Annotated in this window: 4 protein-coding genes and 2 pseudogenes; 3 read left to right on the forward strand and 3 right to left on the reverse strand. The window is 75.0% G+C overall.

The window, feature by feature from the left end:
• Window positions 1–49 precede the first annotated feature (49 nt).
• On the reverse strand, window positions 50–409 hold the full coding sequence (locus JNW89_RS32895) for a histidine triad nucleotide-binding protein (protein ID WP_238452010.1): 360 nt from the start codon (window positions 407–409) through the stop codon (window positions 50–52).
• Between the two features lie 37 nt (window positions 410–446).
• Here JNW89_RS32895 and JNW89_RS37080 point away from each other — a divergent pair.
• The 3 genes and pseudogenes from JNW89_RS37080 to JNW89_RS37090 form a co-directional block, all read left to right on the forward strand.
• A pseudogene (locus tag JNW89_RS37080) lies at window positions 447–674 on the forward strand (SDR family NAD(P)-dependent oxidoreductase); the annotation flags it as partial.
• Window positions 675–699: 25 nt separating this feature from the next.
• Entirely contained in the window at window positions 700–1,041 is a 342-nt protein-coding gene (locus JNW89_RS37085; RefSeq protein ID WP_309140053.1) for an SDR family NAD(P)-dependent oxidoreductase, read from the forward strand.
• A complete protein-coding gene (locus JNW89_RS37090; protein ID WP_255541504.1) occupies window positions 1,038–1,217 on the forward strand; it encodes an SDR family oxidoreductase in 180 nt (59 codons plus the stop codon). Before JNW89_RS37085 ends, JNW89_RS37090 begins: the two co-directional genes overlap by 4 nt.
• A gap of 302 nt (window positions 1,218–1,519) precedes the next feature.
• Here the strand turns inward: JNW89_RS37090 and JNW89_RS32905 are convergent.
• Both JNW89_RS32905 and JNW89_RS32910 read right to left on the reverse strand, forming a co-directional pair.
• Window positions 1,520–2,253 (reverse strand): annotated as a pseudogene (locus JNW89_RS32905) (16S rRNA (uracil(1498)-N(3))-methyltransferase).
• 1 nt (window position 2,254) lies between these two features.
• Window positions 2,255–3,016 (reverse strand): DnaJ C-terminal domain-containing protein (locus tag JNW89_RS32910; RefSeq protein WP_238452011.1); only part of this gene is annotated, 762 nt, incomplete at its 5' end.

Here is a 3,016-nt window from a genome sequence, read left to right on the forward strand (position 1 = left end):
TGCGCCTGCACCCGGCGCACCATCCGGGCCAGCCGGTCGTGCGCAGCCGTCACGCGACGTTCCGGGCCAGCATCGGGCCGAGCGGCGCGCCGCCGAGCAGGTGCGCGTGCACGTGGAAGAGCTCCTGGCCGCCGTACGTGCCGGTGTTGAACATCAGCCGGAAGCCGTCCCCGAGCAGCCCTTCGTCCTCCGCCACCGCCGCCGCCGTGGCGAGCAGGTCGCCGGCGAGCTTGGGGTCGCCCTGTCCCAGCGTGGCCACGTCGGCGTAGTGCTCCTTCGGGATGACCAGCACGTGCACCGGCGCCTTCGGGTCGAGATCGCGGAAGGCGAGGGTGGTGTCGGTTTCCCGGACGATGGTGGCCGGGATCTCCCCGGCGGCGATGCGGCAGAACAGGCAGTCGGATCCCATCGGGGCATGGTAAGGCGTGCCGCGCGCCTCGGGCATGATGTGCCGCGTGACTTCACGAGCGGTACTGGTGACGGGGGCGTCGCGCGGCATCGGCCGCGCCGTGGCACGGGCGTTCGCGGCGGACGGGGACCGGGTGGCGATCCACCATCGGGACTCGGCCGAGCTGGCCGAGGCGCTCCGCGCCGAACTGCCCGGCGACGGCCACGTGGTGGTCCGCGCGGACCTCACCGACCCGGCGGCGGTCAAGACCATGGTGGACGACGCCGCCGCCCGGCTCGGGGGGGCTCGACGTGCTGGTCAACAACGCCGGCGTGTACGGCGAGCGGGACGCCCCGCACCCGGTCTTCGGCGCCACGTACGAGCAGTGGCAGCGGCAGTGGCGGCGGGTGCTGGAGACCAACCTGACCGGGGCGGGCAACGTCACCTGGTGCGCCGCCCAGCACATGCGGGAGCGCGGTGGCCGGGTGGTGAACGTGTCGTCGCGGGGCGCGTTCCGGGGCGAGCCGGACCAGCCCGCGTACGGCGCCAGCAAGGCCGGTCTGAACGCGCTCGGGCAGTCCCTCGCCGTCGCGCTCGCGCCGTACGGCATCGCGATCGCCACGTCGCCCCGGGGTTCGTGGCGACCGACATGACCACGGAGCACCTGACCGGCGAGCAGGGCGACGCGATCCGGGCGCAGAGCCCGTTCGGCCGGGTGGCCCGCCCCGAGGAGATCGCCGCCGCCGTGCACTGGCTGGCCAGCCCCGAGGCGCAGTGGGCCTCCGGCACCATCGTCGACCTCAACGGCGCGTCATACCTGCGGACCTGACCGGCGCGCCGACACGTCACCCGCCCAGACCTTCCCCGGCGGGTGACCGCCGCCAGGGGACGTGTTCCTGGTGTGCGATATGCCTATGAGGCATAAATATGACCCACAGGCATATCGCTCGCTGGGACATCGAGGGGACGGCCCCTGCTCTTCGAGGTCAAGCGTCGGGGTGGGGGCGGCAGCGCAACCGGGCGGTGTCGTGAACACCCGCGCAGGGCCCGGTCGCGCAAGTCCTCGAAGGGTCCGGCGCCCCAGCTCGGCAGGCGCCGAGGCCGGGGCGTGAGCGCCCGCTGAAGGACCGCCTACCAGCGGCCGAGGCGGGTGGCCAGCACGCTCAGCGCGGCCACCCCGGCCGTGGAGGTGCGCAGCACCGACGGACCGAGCCGCACCGGGCGGGCGCCGGCGTCGGCGAAGGCGGTCAGCTCGACCGGGGCGATGCCGCCCTCCGGGCCGACCACCAGCACGATCTCGCCGGTGCCGGGCAGCTCGGCGGTGGTCAGCCGCTCCTCGGCCTCCTCGTGCAGCACGAACGCGGCACCGGCGCCGGCGATCCGCCGCACCACGGTCCCGGTGGACTCGTCCGGGGCGCCGGCCACCACCGGCAGCCAGGGCCGGCGGGCCTGCTTGGCCGCCTCCCGGGCGGTCGCCACCCACTTGTCCCGGGCCCGTACGCCCCGGTCGCCGCGCCACTGGGTCACCGAGCGGGACGCCGCCCAGGGCACGATCTCGTCCACCCCGACCTCGGTCATCGCCTGCACGGCCAACTCGCCCCGGTCCCCCTTGGCGATGCCCTGCACCACCACGATCCGGGGCACCGGCGCGTCGGCGTACCCCCGGGAGGTGACCCGCACGTCGAGGGTGCCCGGCCGACGGTGGTGACCACGGCGGCGGCCGTGCCGCCCCGGCCGTCGGCCAGCAGCAGCTCCTCGCCGACGCGCAGCCGCTGCACGGTGGCCGCGTGGTGGCCCTCCGGACCGTCCAGGGTCAGCGTGTCGCCGGTGGGCAGCGCCTCGACCAGGAACAGCGGCGCGGACACCTCAGGCGTGCCCGTTGAAGGCGTCGCGCATCCGGGAGAAGAAGCCGCCCTGCTTGCTCAGCTCGGCGACCTCCTCGCCCCGGGTCTTGGCGAAGTCGCGCAGCATCTTCTCCTGGTCGGCGTCGAGCTTCGTCGGGGTCCGCACGTCGAGGTGGACGTAGAGGTCACCCCGGCCGGTGCCGCGCAGGTGCGGCACGCCCCGGGCGCGCAGCCGCAGCGTGCTGCCCGGCTGGGTGCCGGTCTTGACGTCGACCGTCTCCTCGCTGTCCAGCGTCTTGATGGTCAGCCGGGTGCCGAGCGCGGCGGCGGTCATCGGCACGGTGACCCGGCAGTGCAGGTCGTCGCCCTTGCGGGAGTACACGTCGTGCGGCCGCTCGTGGATCTCCACGTAGAGGTCGCCGGCGGTGCCGCCACCCGGGCCCACCTCACCCTGCTGGGCGAGCCGGATCCGCATGCCGTCCTCGACCCCGGCGGGGATCTTGACGGTCAGCGAGCGGCGGGTGCGCACCCGGCCGTCGCCGGCGCAGGTCGGGCAGGGGTGCGGGATGGTGGTGCCGTACCCCTGGCAGACGGTGCAGGGGCGGGCGGAGACCACCTGGCCGAGGAAGGTGCGCTGCACCGACTGCACCTCGCCCCGGCCGCCGCACGCCTCGCAGGTGGCCAGGTGGGTGCCGGCGGCGGTGCCGGCGCCGGCGCAGGTGGTGCAGAGCACCGCGGTGTCGACCGTGATCGGCGCCTCGACGCCGAACGCGGTCTCGTGCAG

This window comes from Micromonospora sp. 4G55 (assembly GCF_016803375.1).

Coding starts and splice junctions, on each gene's coding strand:
- JNW89_RS37090 (WP_255541504.1), top strand. CDS start 1,038: ATGACCACGGAGCACCTGACCGGCGAGCAGGGCGACGCGATCCGGGCG.
- JNW89_RS32895 (WP_238452010.1), bottom strand. CDS start 409: ATGGGATCCGACTGCCTGTTCTGCCGCATCGCCGCCGGGGAGATCCCG.